Here is a 14,549-nt window from a genome sequence, read left to right on the forward strand (position 1 = left end):
TACAGGGAAATGCATTCCAATGTAGGAGCTGCCGAAGGCTGCGATCTTTTGATCTTATTCGCCGGTGGCGATGCCGCGAGCCGGTTCGTTGATCCATTCGCTCCACGATCCGGCATACAACGAAGCCAACGGATAACCCGCCAGGCACAACGCAAACAGGTTGTGACAGGCCGTCACCCCAGAGCCGCAATACGCAACCAGATCCGCTGGCGAACGTTCGCCGATCTTCGCGGCGAAACGCTGCTTGAGCTGATCGGCTGGCAGGAATCGTCCATCACTGGCGAGGTTGTCAGTGAACGCCGCGCACTGTGCACCCGGAATATGCCCGGCCACCGGATCGATCGGTTCAACTTCACCCTTGAAGCGCGGCAAGGCCCGAGCATCGATCAACGTCAGCGCCGGCTGCCCGAGGCGCTTTTGCAATTTCTCGGCGCTGATCAACAAGCTCATGTCCGGCTGACCACTGAAGTTGCCACGGCTCACCGTCGGCGCATCCAGGCTCAGCGGCAAACCCGCCGCGTGCCAAGCCTTGAGTCCACCATCGAGAATGAACACGCCGTCACGTTTGCCCAGCCACGCCAGCAACCACCAGGCCCGCGCCGCGTAGGCACCGGGTCCGTCGTCATACAGAACCACGTCGCTGTCATTGTCGATTCCCCAAGCCTGTAGACGCTCGATCAACGCCGCCGGCTCGGGCAGCGGATGCCGCCCGGTCACGCCCTTGACCACTGTGCCGCTGAGATCGCGCTCGAGATCGGCGAAGCTCGCACCGGCAATGTGCCCTTCGGCATAGCTGCGTTGCCCGTAATCCGGGTCTTCGAGGGCGAAACGACAATCGAGAATCACCAGCCCCGGCTGTTCCTTGCGGGCATCCAGCGTTTGCGGGCTGATCAGTTGCGCAATCGGCATAACGGGCTCCTGTGGAGTTTCAACAGAACGGTTTATTTCACGTCTTCGAGGGCCTGGGCCAGCGGTACGTAAAACTCATCAAACAATGCGTTGACCTGTTCACGCGCCTCGTCAGTGACGAACCCGGCTTCGAGGACCAATACCTGATACACGCCACGTTTAACAGCTTGCTCGCTGAGGTGGTTGGAGTTTTCACGGGTGGTGCACAGAAAGCGCACCCATGACGTCAGGATGATCCACGCGTTGAGGGTCAGGGATTCGATCTGCACGCGATCCATCTTGAGGATTCCGGCGGCGACAAAACCTTCGTAGATGGCGGCGCCTTGAATCACGCAGCGCTGGGAAAAGCGCCGGTAACGCGCAGCCAGTTCCGGATCGCTGTCGAGCAAATGTTCAAGGTCACGGTGCAGAAAGCGGTAACCCCACATCGCCGACAGCAGCTCCTTGAGATAGAAACGCTTGTCTTCAACCGTCGCGGCACGCCCCTGCGGCGGGCGCAGAAAGCTATCCACCAAGGCTTCGTACTCACTGAACAGCACGGCGATGATCGCCTGCTTGTTGGGGAAGTGGTAGTACAGGTTGCCCGGAGAAATCTCCATATGGGCGGCAATGTGGTTGGTGCTGATGCTGCGCTCGCCCTGCTGATTGAACAGCTCGAGGCTGTTCTGCACGATGCGCTCGCTGGTTTTTATTCGTGGGGCCATGGCTTGAGCTTTAATTCAGAGTGCGATGAGGGGCATCTTACGACCTATCCGGAAATGGATAAAACAAAGCTGCGCACGGAAGTCATTTGACTTTATAGAGCATAGACTCTAAAAAGTTCACCACTACAATAAATCCGGAGCCTACGATGACTGCCGACATTGCCTACCTGCAAACGCTGCAACAGCCACTGGAGGAGCTCAATCGGCTGTTCAATGCGCAACGGGCAGCGTATGCCGCCAACCCGATGCCGCCTGCCGCCCAACGCCAGCAATGGTTGAAGGCACTGCGCGATTTGTTGAGCAGTGAACGTCAGGCGTTGATCGAAGCCATCAGCGCGGATTTCAGCAACCGCAGCGCCGATGAAACCTTGCTCGCCGAATTGATGCCCAGCCTGCACGGCATTCATTACGCCAGTCGCCACCTCAAGGGCTGGATGAAACCCTCGCGGCGCAAGGTCGGCATGGCGTTCCAGCCCGCTGCGGCGAAAGTGGTCTACCAGCCGCTGGGCGTCGTCGGCGTCATTGTGCCGTGGAATTACCCGCTGTATCTGGCCATCGGGCCGTTGGTCGGCGCACTTGCGGCGGGCAATCGAGTGATGCTCAAACTCAGCGAATCGACCCCGGCCACCGGGCTGTTGCTCAAGGAATTGCTGGCGCGCATCTTCCCCGAAGATCTGGTGGGCGTGGTCCTCGGCGAGGCCGACGTGGGCGTGGCGTTCTCCCGCCTGCCGTTTGATCACCTGCTGTTCACGGGTTCCACCAGTGTCGGCAAGCACGTCATGCGCGCCGCGGCCGAAAACCTCACGCCCGTGACGCTCGAACTGGGCGGCAAATCCCCCGCCATTGTCTCCAGAGACGTGCCGCTGAAGGACGCTGCCGAACGCATCGCCTTCGGTAAAACCCTGAATGCCGGGCAAACCTGCGTCGCCCCCGATTACGTGCTGGTGCCGGAAGACCGTGTGGGCGGCTTCGTCGAAGCCTATCGTCAGGCGGTGCAAGGTTTTTATCCGAGCCTCAGCGACAACCCGGACTACACCGCGATCATCAATGACCGCCAACTGACCCGCCTCAATGGTTATGTCAGCGATGCCACCAGCAAGGGCGCGCTGCTGATTCCGCTGTTCGAGCAGGCTCAGGGCCGACGCATGCCGCACAGTCTGCTGCTGAATGTCAGCGACGACATGACCGTGATGCAGGACGAGATCTTCGGCCCGCTGCTGCCGATCGTGCCGTATCGCGATCTGGAGCAGGCATTTGCCTACATCAATCAGCGACCACGTCCTCTGGCTCTTTACTATTTCGGCTACGACAAAGGTGAGCAGACCCGCGTGCTGCACGAAACCCATTCCGGTGGGGTGTGCCTGAACGACACGCTGCTGCACGTGGCGCAGGACGACATGCCGTTCGGCGGCATCGGCCCCTCCGGCATGGGCCATTACCACGGTCACGAAGGTTTTCTGACCTTCAGCAAGGCCAAAGGCGTGTTGGTGAAACAGCGCTTCAACGCGGCCAGGCTGATTTATCCGCCGTACGGGACGTCGATCCAGAAACTGATCCAGAAGCTGTTCATTCGCTAAACATTTGTCATTGCCGGGTAATAACAATAATGCACCCAAGCCTGACCGAAACACCTGCGCTGTCGCGCCGTGGCCTGCTGAAATTCAGCCTCGGCGCCACGGCGTTCCTCGCCACTGCTGGCCTCGGCGCCAGCCTCAGCGGTTGTTCTTCCAACGTCGCAGCCAACGGCTTCATCACCTTGCGCGACGGCGATCTGCTGTTTTTGCGCGCACTGATACCAGTGATGCTCGAAGGCGCCGTGGCCACTGAAAAGATGCCGAACGCGATTGAAGGCACGTTGAAGTCGCTGGATTACAGCCTCAATCATCTGTCGCCGGAAATGCTCAAACTCACTCGCCAACTGTTCGACGTGCTCGGCATGGCCGTGACGCGCGGGCCGCTCACCGGGATCTGGGGCAGTTGGGAAAACGCCAGCCCTGAGGCGATGCGGCATTTTCTTGATCGTTGGGAGAACAGCTCACTGAGCCTGTTGCGCATGGGACATAGCTCGTTGCAGCAGATGGTGATGATGGCCTGGTACACCCGCGCCGAATCCTGGGGGCATTGCGGTTACCCCGGGCCGCCTACCGTCTGAAATCAGCGCAACGGCCTTCGCGAGCAGGCTCGCTCCCACATTGAAATGCATTCCCCCTGTAGGAGTGAGCCTGCTCGCGATGAGGCCCGCCAGAACAACAAAAACAAGAGAACCTGATCGATGCCCGTACCCGACCCATTCCGCGAAGGCCTCGCCCGAGGCTGGAAAACCTACAACGGCGCACAACTGAGCGACGACCTGAGCCTGGAAGCCGACGTAGCAATCATCGGCAGCGGTGCCGGTGGCGGCACCACCGCAGAAATCCTCAGCGCCGCCGGCTACAAGGTTCTGCTGATCGAAGAAGGCCCGCTGAAGACCAGCTCCGACTTCAAGATGCTCGAAGATCAGGCCTACAGCAGCCTCTATCAGGAAGGCATCGGGCGCATGAGCAAGGACGGCGCGATCACCATCCTGCAGGGCCGCGCGGTCGGCGGCACGACGCTGATCAACTGGACATCAAGCTTTCGCACCCCGGAGCCGACCCTCGATCACTGGGCCAAAGAACACAACGTCAAAGGCCACAGCCCGGAGGAAATGGCACCGTGGTTCGAGAAAATGGAGCAACGCCTCGGAGTCGCACCGTGGATGGTGCCGCCCAATGCCAACAACGATGTGATCCGCAAAGGCTGCGAGCAGCTCGGCTACAGCTGGCACGTGATCCCGCGTAACGTGCGCGGCTGCTGGAACCTCGGCTATTGCGGTATGGGCTGCCCGACCAACGCCAAACAATCGATGATGGTCACCACCATTCCCGCGACCCTGGAAAAGGGTGGCGAGTTGCTCTATCTGGCCCGCGCAGAAAAACTGCTGATCAGCGACGACAAGGTCACAGGTCTGCAATGCGTGGCGATGGATGAACGCTGCGTCGAACCGACCGGGCGCACCATCACCGTCAAGGCACGGCATTACGTGCTCGCGGGCGGCGGCATCAACAGTCCGGCACTGCTGCTGCGCTCCGCTGCACCGGATCCGCATAAAAACCTTGGCAAGCGCACCTTTCTGCACCCGGTGAACATGTCCGCCGCGCGCTTCGACGAAGTGGTCAATCCGTTTTACGGCGCGCCGCAATCAATCTATTCCGACCACTTCCAATGGAAGGACGGCACCACCGGACCGATGGCATTCAAACTCGAAGTACCGCCATTGCATCCCGCGCTGGCGGCGACGCTGCTCGGCGGTTTTGGCCAGGAGAGCGCGCAACACATGGCTGATCTGCCGCACACCCACGCCATGCTCGCGCTGTTGCGTGACGGCTTTCACCCGGACAGCAGTGGCGGCGCGGTCGAGTTGCGCGGCGATGGCTCACCGGTGCTCGACTACCAGGTTTCGCCGTACGCTTGGGAGGGTTTGCGCAAGGCCTTCCACGTCATGGCCGAAATCCAGTTCGCCGGTGGCGCGAAATCAGTGATGCCGATGCACGCCGACGCGCGTTACGTGAACACCTTGGCCGAAGCCCGCACGCTGATCGATGGCCTGAGCCTTGAGTTGTATCGCACACGCCTGGGCAGCGCCCACGTCATGGGCGGCTGCGCGATGGGCGAAGACCCGAAAAGCGCGGTCACCGACAGTCTCGGTCGTCATCATCAACTGGCCAATCTGTCGATTCACGACGGCTCGTTGTTCCCCACCAGCATCGGCGCCAACCCGCAGTTGTCGGTGTACGGCCTGACCGCGCAACTGGCGAGTGCACTGGCCGATCGGCTGAAAAACCCGTGAATATCCGGATTATTGCCATCGTCTATAGTGCTTTCTTACCCAACAGGCGACTTGGCCGACCGGGACGGCTGCGATACCATCCGACTCCCCAACGGACTCCCGCCAGGACGACGCGATGAACCGAGTGTTGTACCCAGGTACCTTCGACCCTATTACCAAGGGCCATGGCGATCTGGTCGAACGCGCCTCGCGCCTGTTCGATCACGTGATCATTGCGGTCGCTGCCAGCCCGAAAAAGAACCCGCTGTTCCCGCTGGAACAACGGGTTGAACTGGCTCGCGAGGTCACCAAACACCTGCCGAACGTGGAAGTGGTCGGTTTCTCGACGCTGCTCGCGCATTTCGCCAAAGAGCAGAACGCCAATGTGTTCCTGCGTGGTCTGCGCGCGGTGTCGGACTTCGAATACGAGTTTCAGCTGGCCAACATGAATCGCCAGTTGGCTCCGGATGTGGAGAGCCTGTTTCTCACCCCGTCCGAACGTTATTCGTTCATTTCTTCGACACTGGTGCGGGAAATTGCCGCATTGGGCGGCGATATCAGCAAATTCGTCCACCCCGCCGTGGCCGATGCCCTGACCCTACGCTTCAAGAAGTAGGAGCTGCCCCAGGCTGCGATCTTTGGCTTTTTGATCGCAGCCTTCGGTGCCCTTGATCGCGCCCGCGTGCACTGCGCTCGCCAATGCGGCACAATTGCGCGCATTGATTTATAGCGCCCGGGCCTGCCGCCCCGGCTGGAGTTAGCATGTCCCTGATCATCACCGACGATTGCATCAACTGCGACGTCTGCGAACCCGAGTGCCCGAACGCCGCCATCTCCCAAGGCGAAGAGATCTATGTGATCGACCCGAACCTGTGCACCCAGTGCGTCGGCCACTACGACGAACCGCAATGCCAACAGGTTTGCCCGGTGGATTGCATTCCGCTGGACGAGGCGCATCCGGAGACTGAAGAACAGTTGATGGACAAGTACCGCAAGATTACCGGCAAGGCCTGATTTTTCAGCGCCTGTACCGACGCCATCGCGAGCAGGCTCACTCCTACATTGGAACGCATTTCAACTGTAGGAGTGAGCCTGCTCGCGATGAGGCCATCAGCCACACAGCAAAACCCTGATCAGCTCACTCGCGCTGCTCAAACCCCTCCCCGATACACCCCAGGCACCGCACAAAAGCGGCTTTCGCCGGATCCACCACCAGCGCCTGCCCCGCATCGCCCACCCCGCCACCCAGCGCGGTAAACGGCAACGACACGACAAACGCCCCCGCACCGATCACCGTCGCCACCACCAATAAAGGTCGGGCAATCAGCAAGTCGCCGATCATCGCGTAGGCCGGTGGATTCTGGATGGTGTAACGCGGATCACCGCTGCCGTTTTCCGTGGCCTGAACAGCCAGACTGGAACACAGCAGCAGCGTAACAACGAGGACTTGCAAGGACTTCATGGCACGATCCTTCGGGCTGAACAGTGAGACAACTCACTATAGACCGTAGGACTTTTTCAGCCGTTTGCCTCAGCTCTGGCAGCGCGGGCAGAACACACTGGCCCGCTGACCCAGCTTCACTTCACGCAGCCCGGTGCCACAGACCTTGCAGTGTTCGCCGCCACGGCCATAAACAAACAGCTCCTGCTGGAAATAGCCCGGCTGGCCGTCGCCACCGATGAAATCACGCAGCGTGGTGCCGCCACGCTCGATGGCGGCGGCAAGAATACGTTTGATCTCGATCGCCAGCTTCAGATACCGCCCCCGGGAAATGCCTCCGGCCTCGCGGCGCGGATCAATCCCGGCAGCAAACAGCGCTTCGGTCGCATAAATATTGCCGACGCCCACGACCACCGCGTTGTCCATGATGAACGGCTTGACCGCCATGGACCGCCCCCGCGACAGCTGAAACAGACGTTCACCATCGAACAGATCGGTCAACGGCTCCGGGCCAAGGCGAATCAGCAGTTCATGATTGAGTGGATCATTGCTCCACAACATCGCGCCGAAACGTCGCGGGTCGGTGTAGCGCAGCGCCAGCCCCGATTCCAGCTCGATGTCGACGTGCTCATGCTTCAACGCCGGCAACCCGACTTCGACCAGACGCAAATTGCCCGACATGCCCAAATGGCTGATCAACGTGCCGACTTCGGCGTTGATCAACAAATACTTGGCGCGGCGCTCAACCAGCACGATGCGCTGCCCCGACAAGCGCACATCGAGGTCGTCCGGGATCGGCCAGCGCAGGCGCCGGTCACGCACGATCACCCGGCTGACACGCTGGCCTTCCAGGTGCGGGGCAATCCCCCGGCGGGTGGTTTCGACTTCCGGCAATTCAGGCATGGTGTTCTCGAATCAATGCGCGCCGAGGTCGCGGATCGTTTGTTTGAGGGTTTCGAAGTCGTAATCCGACAGTCCTACATAGTCGAGTACCAGCGGCCCGACGGCGTTCCATTCGAAATCTTCGGTCTGGTTGCCCAATACCCGATACGAAGCGCAAATGTGTTCGGCCATTTTCAGGATCGCCAACAGGTTTTTCATCTGGCTGTTGCGCGACGACTCATCGTTGAAGATCGCCAAGGCATTGTGGTGATTGGCGATGGCAGCGCTGACATGTTCCGGCAGGCGCCAGGACTTGGCGGTGTAGTAGCCAACCACCGCGTGGTTGGTGTTGAACTCGCTGTTCTCGGTGTCGACCACCCGACATTCGGCGCTGGCATTGGCGTAAGCCTTTTCCAGAACCGTCATGTAATTGGGGAACCGCTGCAGCATCAACGGCACGCCGCAATCGTGGAACAGGCCCAAGGCATAGGCTTCGTCCCCGGCCTGGGTACCGATGCGCTTGGCCAGCGTGAGGCAAGTCATCGCCACGTCCTGGGCGGTGTCCCAGAAACGGTTGAGCGTGACGATGGTGTCGTCGTTCATCTCGCCCTTGATCGACTGCGCGTTGATCAGATTGATGATCGAACGGCTGCCCAGGAGGTTCACCGCACGCTGAATCGAGGTGATCTTGTTGCTCAAGCCGTAATACGGCGAGTTGACGATTTTCAGCAGCGAGCCGGACAGGCCGGGATCCTGGGCGATCAGCTTGGCGATCACCTCCAGGTCCGGGTCGGGCATGTACTGCTCCATTTGCAGATCCACCATGATCTGCGGTTGCGCCGGCACACTGATGCCTTGCAGCGATTGTTGAATCTGTTCGGTGGTCAGCTCTTGGGACATAAGTACACACTCTGGGACAGGCGGCGATTCTAACCCCTGAAACCGCAGGGCGACACACCGATGGGCATATCGGCGGAACTTTCATTCAAGCTCAGGCTTCGGATTTTGTAGGGCGCAACGGGCAATTTCTGTTCGCTGTGCCAGCAAATTCCCGCAGACTCAGGAGCTTATCGATGACCACCTCACTCAACGGCAAGCGCGTCGCTTTTTTGGTAACCGATGGTTTCGAACAGGTTGAATTGACAGGTCCCAAGCAAGCGCTGGAGCAGGCTGGCGCGCAGGTCGACATCCTTTCCGCAGAAACCGGCAAGGTCAAAGGCTGGAATCACGACAAACCGGCGGACGATTTCCAGGTCGACCAGACGTTTCAGGGCGCCAGCAGCGAGCAGTACGACGCGATCGTCCTGCCGGGCGGCGTGCAGAACTCCGACACTATCCGCATCGATCAGGACGCCCAGCACCTGGTCAAGACCGGCGCCTCTGCCGGCAAACCGATCGCAGTGATCTGCCATGGCGGCTGGTTGCTGATCTCGGCAGGACTGGTCAACGGCAAGACCATGACCAGTTACAAGACGGTAAAGGATGACTTGGTCAACGCTGGCGCGCACTGGGTCGATAAAGAGGTGGTCAAGGATGGCAACCTGATCAGCAGCCGGCAGCCGGATGATATTCCGGCGTTCAGTCGCGAACTGATCGACGCACTGTCGGCGTAGCATTGGGGACCGCTTTCGCGAGCAGGCTCGCTCCCACAGAGGTCTTGTGACCGACACAAGACTAATGTGAGAGCGAGCCTGCTCGCGAAGAGGCGATCAGCGTTTCATCGCTCATCAAACCCGGCACAAGTCGCAACACGCTATACTCCCGCTCTTTTTTCCGGAGCGACGTCATGTCCCTGCCAAGCCTGCGCCTCAAAGCCAATGCCGACCGTCGCCTGCGCAACGGCCACCTGTGGGTCTACAGCAACGAAATCGATGTGGCCGCCACACCATTGCACGGCTTCAAGGCCGGCGATCAGGCGATCCTCGAAGCCGCCGGCGGCAAGACCTTGGGCATCGTTGCGATGAGCCCGAACAACCTGATCTGCGCCCGTCTGGTGTCCCGCGACATCAAGGTGCAACTGGACAAGTCGCTGCTGGTGCACCGTCTGAACGTTGCCCTGTCGCTGCGCGATCGCTTGTTCGACAAGCCGTTCTACCGCCTGGTCTACGGTGACTCCGATCTGCTGCCGGGTCTGGTGGTAGACCGTTTCGGCGACATCCTCGTAGTCCAGATCGCCTCGGCGACCATGGAAGCGCATAAAGATGACGTGATCGCAGCACTGACCCAAGTGCTCAAGCCAAGCGGCATCCTGTTCAAGAACGACTCCGCCGCGCGTGATGCCGAAGGCCTCAACCGCTACGTCGAAACCGTGTTCGGCCTGGTACCGGAGTGGGTTGCGCTGGAAGAGAACGGCGTGAAGTTCGAGGCCCCGGTCATCCAGGGTCAGAAAACCGGCTGGTTCTACGACCACCGCATGAACCGTGCACGCCTGGCGCCTTATGCCAAGGGTAAGCGCGTCCTCGACCTCTATAGCTATATCGGTGGCTGGGGCGTGCAGGCTGCGGCGTTCGGTGCCAGCGAAGTGTTCTGCGTCGACGCTTCGGCCTTCGCCCTCGACGGCGTTGAGCGCAACGCTGCGTTGAACGGTTTCGCCGACAAGATGACCTGCATCGAAGGCGACGTCTTCGAAGCCTTGAAAGAGCTGAAAGCCAGCGAAGAGCGCTTCGACGTAATCGTTGCCGACCCACCAGCGTTCATCAAACGCAAGAAGGACATGAAAAACGGCGAAGGCGCCTACCGTCGCCTGAACGAGCAAGCCATGCGCCTGCTCAACAAGGACGGCATTCTGGTCAGCGCTTCGTGCTCGATGCACCTGCCGGAAGACGATCTGCAGAACATTCTGCTGACCAGCGCCCGTCACCTGGATCGCAACATCCAGATGCTCGAGCGTGGCGGTCAGGGCCCGGATCATCCGGTGCACCCGGCCATCGCCGAAACCCGCTATATCAAAAGCATCACTTGCCGGCTGCTGCCTAACAGCTGATTGGCAAATCGACGGGGAGCCTTACGGCTCCCCGTTTGCGTTTACACGCACGCCCCCCTGCCTTTTTTAACGTCCAGCCTTTTACTTCCCACACCGGACTTCCGTTTGGCGTGCAGGAAATTTCCTTGCATCTTTTAACTATCTAACTTTATCCCACAAGTTCTTTCCAGCCTAAAGATGCATCCGACAAAATTACTGGAATTTTCCTACTTAATATCCGCTTGCCATTAATCCATTACAAACTATTATTGAGTTGTCACCACGAGGTGGCACTTACCAAAAATTGAACAAGGAGTTCACGTTATGAAAGTTATCTCTATGGAAGGCAACAAAATCGCAAACCTGGCTTTTCTCGTAGCGCCTAAAGCCCGCTAAGCAAGTCTAGACGCCGGAGAGTGCCGGCACTCCGGCGTCTTTCAGACTTCCAACCAGAGAAGCCCCTACATGCATATCAATCCATACTTGTTCATCCTGCCGCGCACACCAACTCAAGTAGTCTGGAATTATAAAGACCATGTTCAGCACGAACTGGATTTCGACTATTCGTCACGCCTGACACAATTAATCAGCAATCCCGAACTATTCAATAGTCGAAACACCATAGACATACAACTATTGAATGCCGGGATATTAACCATTTCAGAAACCGACAATACGGAATGGGGTTGGGATGAGTTGTCGAAAATCTATCACATCGGCACACAGAACATTCCATGCAAACATATTCCGCAAAATATTCATGAGTGGAGCAGAGAATATCTGGACCACTGCAACGAAGTATTGGCTGACCCTGCGCCTCAAGCAGGACGTGTGCTCAAAAACTCCAGCGCACGCATTGCGCTGCCCACCCCGACCACACCCGGTCACGACAACCTGACCCACGTCCTGACTCAGCGAAAAACCTGTCGCTCCTTCACGGGAGCCGCCATTTCCCTCAGCGACGTCAGCTCATTGCTGTACCTGTCCTTCGGCTACCTGCGCGAACGCGACAGTTCTGCAGACGGCATTGCTGAAGGCCTCGACGCGCGACGCAGCAGCCCATCCGGGGGCGGCTTGAATGCCTGTGAGTGTTTTTTGCTGGCACAGAACATTGAGGGCCTGGACGCCGGCGTGTATGCCTACCACCCAGCCGAACATGTCCTTACCCCCGTGAGCCCATCGCCGCAATGCGCGCTCGGCCAACTACTCGGCGGGCAGCACTTCATCAACAACCTGCCGCTGGGCCTGTTCATCACCGCTCGCTTCGACAGGTTATGGTGGAAATACCAACACTCGCGCGCCTATCGCATGGCCTTCATCGAGGCCGGTCATCTCTCGCAAACCTTCCAGCTGGTCGCCACGGCGCTGGGCCTCAATACCTGGCTGACCGGCGCGTTCGCCGATGATCAGGTCGAGTCCTTGCTCAAGATCGAAGGCAGCGCCGAACAACCGTTGTTCTTTGTCGGCTGCGGTGAAAGCGATGGTCAGGCGATGTGTCAGGAAATGCTCGATCTGTTGCACGAGGAACAGGCATGAACGAGTCCCTTGTCGAACAGGAAGAGGCTCCGGCTTCCTGGGCGCTGCGCTTTACCCTCGGCGACTGGGACACTCGCGCTTCAGTGCGCACCAGTCAGCACGACCATCAATTACCCGATGACGTGCAGCAGCAGTTGCTGAGCCGTCACTGGTTTCCTCCGGCCTTTCTGCCGTATCTGGCCCACCCGGCCATCGTCGCCGCGGGTCGTGACGTCACCCATCGCCTGACAGCCAATCATCTGGTGCATTTTCTCGACTACACAACACTGCTCGAGCACCGCATCGTCAACCGCGCTGTCGAGGTGATCGTCCACGGCGAGCTGCCTGCCTTCGTGCCAGAACGCATGAAAACCGCCGCGCTCCAGCTCTATACCGACGAGGGCTACCATGCCCTGTTCTCCAACCGTCTCGCAGAACATATCGCCAGTCTGTACGGCTTCACCCAACGCCCGCAGATGCCACTGCGCATCAGCCGGCTGAATGCCCTGATCGCCCGCACTCCCGAAAACAACCGCACGCTGGCCTGGTTTCTGCTTGGTTTCGTTTCGGAAACCATCATTGCCCGCGAGTTGCTGGACGTCTGCCGCGATAGCCTGGTGTCCAGCGTCAATGACATGTTGCGTGATCACCTTGCAGACGAAGCCCGCCATAGCCGCTACTTCACTGAGGTGTTCCATTACCTGTGGCTGACGCTGAACACTCGTCAGCGCAGCTTTGCGGCCAGAACCCTGCTGAACGTTATCGATATTTTCTTTGAGGTCGACGAGCGTTGGTTGCGACAGAGCCTGCGCAGCAACGGCATCGCCGAGCCAGCCATCGATGAAATCCTCGTCAGCCTGACCCACGCGCAAGCCAAACGTCTGCGCACCAGGACGGGTGCCATCGCCACCCTCGACGCACTGAAAAAGGCCGGTTTTTTCGCATTGCCCTACAACCGAGAACTCTTTTCCAAGGCAGGACTGCTCGATGAGTGAAGGAAAACCTGCAGTCACTGCCCAGCAACGACGCGGCGCTGTCAGCCTGTTATTGGCCATGGTTCTGCTCGGCGTGTTTCCGTTGGATGTACTGCTGCCGTCGTTCCCGGCCATGGCCGAGCACTTTCGCAGCAGCCCGGCGGATATAGCACTGTCGATCAGCCTGTTCGCCGTCGGCATTGCCTTTGCGCAATTGCTGATCGGGCCCCTGTCGGACGTGATCGGACGCAAAGGGCTGCTTCTCGCCGGCATGGCGGTGTCGATGCTCGGCGCGCTTGGTTGCACGCTGTCCAGCGATTACTCGCTGTTCCTGTTCTTTCGTCTGGTGCAGGCCTTGGGCTGCGGCTGCTTCGTGCTGTCCCAGGCGCTCGTGCAGGACCTGTTCGAAGGCGAGGAACGTGATCGCCTGCGCATCCTGATGGTCACGGCGACGGGAATTTTTATTTCAGTATCGCCATTGGCCGGCACCTTCCTGCAGGCCAGCCTCGGCTGGCGTGGCAGTTTCTGGGTGTTTGCCGCACTGGCGGCAGCTGTGCTGATCAAGGCGTGGCGCTTTCTGGACAACGGGCGGCCGGTCGCCAGCGGCAGCCCCGTCCAGTTCTTCAACGCTTACCGACGGGTGCTGGGGGACCGCGATTTCGTTGGCCTGTGGCTGATTTCGGCCTTCGCGTTCGCCTGCCACTTTTCCTTCATCGTGATTTCACCGCTGATCTTCATGAATCAATTGCAGCTGTCGCCCTACGACTTCTCAATGATCCTGCTGATATACGGTGCGGCTTACGTGGTCGGCGGCATTGTCGCCACCGTGCTCAGCCGGCGGATCACGCCCGGCCAGCAGATCGTTACCGGACTGAGCCTGATCCTGCTGTCGGGGCTGGCCATGCTGACGCTGTCGACCAACGTCGAACTGTCCGCCATCACCGTGCTGATCCCGATGTTGATCTGCACCGCTGGCACCACCATCGCACGCCCGGCAGCCACATCCCGGGCCATGGGCCTGTTTGCGGACATGGCAGGCACATCGGCCTCGGCGGGCAGCACGATCATCTTCATCTGTGGCGGCTTGATCAGCGCACTGATCAGCCTGAGCCCTGCCAATCTCCAGTCGATGCTCGGCTACTGCTTTGTGCTGCTCAGCGGCGTGGCGCTGGTACTGAACAGCCGCATCAGCGCGCGTGCCCGAAACCTTGAGGCCGCCATCATTCTGCGGCCGGGGGCGGATTGAACCTGCCGGTCGTCATCCCACAGACACCGTCGGCACTGCAACAACACTTTGCGCCATTCCCTCCAGACG

The 14,549-nt window shown here is 59.5% G+C and carries 15 protein-coding genes; 10 read left to right on the forward strand and 5 right to left on the reverse strand.

What is annotated here, in order from left to right:
* Nucleotides 1-54: 54 nt before the first annotated feature.
* The gene (locus CQ009_RS00275; RefSeq protein WP_105704583.1) at nt 55-909 is read right to left on the reverse strand and encodes a sulfurtransferase; all 855 of its coding nucleotides are present in this window, start codon (nt 907-909) and stop codon (nt 55-57) included.
* Nucleotides 910-941: 32 nt separating this feature from the next.
* Nucleotides 942-1,613, reverse strand: coding sequence for a TetR/AcrR family transcriptional regulator (locus CQ009_RS00280; RefSeq protein WP_064388061.1), 672 nt, complete (start codon nt 1,611-1,613; stop codon nt 942-944).
* Between the two features lie 146 nt (nt 1,614-1,759).
* On the opposite strand from CQ009_RS00280, the gene CQ009_RS00285 reads away from it, so the two are divergent.
* The 5 genes from CQ009_RS00285 (at nt 1,760) to CQ009_RS00305 (ending at nt 6,474) form a co-directional block, all read left to right on the forward strand.
* Nucleotides 1,760-3,190 carry a coniferyl aldehyde dehydrogenase gene (locus CQ009_RS00285; protein ID WP_105704584.1) on the forward strand — a complete coding sequence of 477 codons (1,431 nt, stop codon included), beginning with the start codon at nt 1,760-1,762 and terminating at the stop codon, nt 3,188-3,190.
* Nucleotides 3,191-3,219: 29 nt separating this feature from the next.
* Nucleotides 3,220-3,765: a twin-arginine translocation pathway signal protein gene (locus CQ009_RS00290; RefSeq protein WP_105704585.1), complete on the forward strand. Its 546-nt coding sequence runs from the start codon at nt 3,220-3,222 to the stop codon at nt 3,763-3,765.
* Nucleotides 3,766-3,885: 120 nt separating this feature from the next.
* On the forward strand, nt 3,886-5,481 hold the full coding sequence (locus CQ009_RS00295) for a GMC family oxidoreductase (RefSeq protein ID WP_105704586.1): 1,596 nt from the start codon (nt 3,886-3,888) through the stop codon (nt 5,479-5,481).
* A gap of 115 nt (nt 5,482-5,596) precedes the next feature.
* Complete coding sequence (gene coaD / locus CQ009_RS00300; RefSeq protein ID WP_003229157.1) at nt 5,597-6,076, forward strand: pantetheine-phosphate adenylyltransferase; 480 nt, start codon at nt 5,597-5,599, stop codon at nt 6,074-6,076.
* 146 nt (nt 6,077-6,222) lie between these two features.
* Complete coding sequence (locus tag CQ009_RS00305) at nt 6,223-6,474, forward strand: YfhL family 4Fe-4S dicluster ferredoxin (RefSeq protein WP_017734768.1); 252 nt, start codon at nt 6,223-6,225, stop codon at nt 6,472-6,474.
* 124 nt (nt 6,475-6,598) lie between these two features.
* Here the strand turns inward: CQ009_RS00305 and CQ009_RS00310 are convergent, their stop codons facing one another.
* The 3 genes from CQ009_RS00310 to CQ009_RS00320 all read right to left on the reverse strand — a co-directional run bounded on the left by CQ009_RS00310 (nt 6,599) and on the right by CQ009_RS00320 (nt 8,629).
* Nucleotides 6,599-6,922 (reverse strand): hypothetical protein, encoded by a 324-nt coding sequence (locus CQ009_RS00310; RefSeq protein WP_064388057.1) that lies wholly within the window; start codon nt 6,920-6,922, stop codon nt 6,599-6,601.
* Nucleotides 6,923-6,991: 69 nt separating this feature from the next.
* Nucleotides 6,992-7,804: a bifunctional DNA-formamidopyrimidine glycosylase/DNA-(apurinic or apyrimidinic site) lyase gene (mutM, locus tag CQ009_RS00315; protein ID WP_064388056.1), complete on the reverse strand. Its 813-nt coding sequence runs from the start codon at nt 7,802-7,804 to the stop codon at nt 6,992-6,994.
* Nucleotides 7,805-7,816: 12 nt separating this feature from the next.
* Complete coding sequence (locus tag CQ009_RS00320) at nt 7,817-8,629, reverse strand: HDOD domain-containing protein (RefSeq protein ID WP_177330936.1); 813 nt, start codon at nt 8,627-8,629, stop codon at nt 7,817-7,819.
* 227 nt (nt 8,630-8,856) lie between these two features.
* Between CQ009_RS00320 and CQ009_RS00325 the strand changes: the two genes are divergently transcribed.
* From CQ009_RS00325 to CQ009_RS00345, 5 genes are all read left to right on the forward strand, one after another.
* Nucleotides 8,857-9,396 carry a type 1 glutamine amidotransferase domain-containing protein gene (locus tag CQ009_RS00325; protein WP_064388054.1) on the forward strand — a complete coding sequence of 180 codons (540 nt, stop codon included), beginning with the start codon at nt 8,857-8,859 and terminating at the stop codon, nt 9,394-9,396.
* Between the two features lie 173 nt (nt 9,397-9,569).
* Nucleotides 9,570-10,766 carry a class I SAM-dependent rRNA methyltransferase gene (locus CQ009_RS00330; protein ID WP_105704587.1) on the forward strand — a complete coding sequence of 399 codons (1,197 nt, stop codon included), beginning with the start codon at nt 9,570-9,572 and terminating at the stop codon, nt 10,764-10,766.
* Between the two features lie 444 nt (nt 10,767-11,210).
* On the forward strand, nt 11,211-12,281 hold the full coding sequence (locus CQ009_RS00335; protein ID WP_105704588.1) for a SagB family peptide dehydrogenase: 1,071 nt from the start codon (nt 11,211-11,213) through the stop codon (nt 12,279-12,281).
* Complete coding sequence (locus CQ009_RS00340) at nt 12,278-13,255, forward strand: diiron oxygenase (RefSeq protein ID WP_105704589.1); 978 nt, start codon at nt 12,278-12,280, stop codon at nt 13,253-13,255. The genes CQ009_RS00335 and CQ009_RS00340 overlap by 4 nt, the downstream gene beginning before the upstream one ends.
* A complete protein-coding gene (locus CQ009_RS00345; protein ID WP_105704590.1) occupies nt 13,248-14,480 on the forward strand; it encodes an MFS transporter in 1,233 nt (410 codons plus the stop codon). The genes CQ009_RS00340 and CQ009_RS00345 overlap by 8 nt, the downstream gene beginning before the upstream one ends.
* Nucleotides 14,481-14,549: the final 69 nt, after the last annotated feature.

This window comes from Pseudomonas sp. MYb2, from assembly GCF_002979955.1.
Taxonomy (GTDB): domain Bacteria; phylum Pseudomonadota; class Gammaproteobacteria; order Pseudomonadales; family Pseudomonadaceae; genus Aquipseudomonas.

Excerpts from the sequence above, each read along its gene's own strand:
- CQ009_RS00325 (WP_064388054.1), top strand. The coding sequence starts at position 8,857 with ATGACCACCTCACTCAACGGCAAGCGCGTCGCTTTTTTGGTAACCGAT.
- CQ009_RS00285 (WP_105704584.1), top strand. The coding sequence starts at position 1,760 with ATGACTGCCGACATTGCCTACCTGCAAACGCTGCAACAGCCACTGGAG.
- coaD (WP_003229157.1), top strand. The coding sequence starts at position 5,597 with ATGAACCGAGTGTTGTACCCAGGTACCTTCGACCCTATTACCAAGGGC.
- CQ009_RS00305 (WP_017734768.1), top strand. The coding sequence starts at position 6,223 with ATGTCCCTGATCATCACCGACGATTGCATCAACTGCGACGTCTGCGAA.
- CQ009_RS00295 (WP_105704586.1), top strand. The coding sequence starts at position 3,886 with ATGCCCGTACCCGACCCATTCCGCGAAGGCCTCGCCCGAGGCTGGAAA.
- CQ009_RS00310 (WP_064388057.1), bottom strand. The coding sequence starts at position 6,922 with ATGAAGTCCTTGCAAGTCCTCGTTGTTACGCTGCTGCTGTGTTCCAGT.
- CQ009_RS00335 (WP_105704588.1), top strand. The coding sequence starts at position 11,211 with ATGCATATCAATCCATACTTGTTCATCCTGCCGCGCACACCAACTCAA.
- CQ009_RS00280 (WP_064388061.1), bottom strand. The coding sequence starts at position 1,613 with ATGGCCCCACGAATAAAAACCAGCGAGCGCATCGTGCAGAACAGCCTC.
- mutM (WP_064388056.1), bottom strand. The coding sequence starts at position 7,804 with ATGCCTGAATTGCCGGAAGTCGAAACCACCCGCCGGGGGATTGCCCCG.
- CQ009_RS00340 (WP_105704589.1), top strand. The coding sequence starts at position 12,278 with ATGAACGAGTCCCTTGTCGAACAGGAAGAGGCTCCGGCTTCCTGGGCG.
- CQ009_RS00290 (WP_105704585.1), top strand. The coding sequence starts at position 3,220 with ATGCACCCAAGCCTGACCGAAACACCTGCGCTGTCGCGCCGTGGCCTG.
- CQ009_RS00275 (WP_105704583.1), bottom strand. The coding sequence starts at position 909 with ATGCCGATTGCGCAACTGATCAGCCCGCAAACGCTGGATGCCCGCAAG.
- CQ009_RS00345 (WP_105704590.1), top strand. The coding sequence starts at position 13,248 with ATGAGTGAAGGAAAACCTGCAGTCACTGCCCAGCAACGACGCGGCGCT.
- CQ009_RS00330 (WP_105704587.1), top strand. The coding sequence starts at position 9,570 with ATGTCCCTGCCAAGCCTGCGCCTCAAAGCCAATGCCGACCGTCGCCTG.